Origin of the sequence: Bacillus sp. SIMBA_154, assembly GCF_046536015.1 — a bacterium.
Classification (GTDB): Bacteria; Bacillota; Bacilli; order Bacillales; family Bacillaceae; genus Bacillus; species Bacillus pumilus_P.
The window spans coordinates 1-247 of record NZ_JAWJBV010000517.1 but is presented as its reverse complement, the minus strand read 5'-3'; the positions used below and the strand labels follow the sequence as shown (position 1 = coordinate 247).

At 56.7% G+C, this 247-nt stretch carries 1 protein-coding gene; it reads left to right on the top strand.

Translation table 11 applies throughout. From position 1 onward, the window contains the following. Positions 1–247 (top strand): substrate-binding domain-containing protein (locus tag R0K30_RS22975; RefSeq protein ID WP_410613280.1); only part of this gene is annotated, 247 nt, incomplete at both ends.

Below are 247 nucleotides of genomic sequence, written 5' to 3'. Positions count from 1 at the left end.
GATCTCGATACCGAAGACAGCTCATGTTATATCCCGCCGTTAACCACCATCAAACAGGATTTTCGCCTGCTGGGGCAAACCAGCGTGGACCGCTTGCTGCAACTCTCTCAGGGCCAGGCGGTGAAGGGCAATCAGCTGTTGCCCGTCTCACTGGTGAAAAGAAAAACCACCCTGGCGCCCAATACGCAAACCGCCTCTCCCCGCGCGTTGGCCGATTCATTAATGCAGCTGGCACGACAGGTTTCCC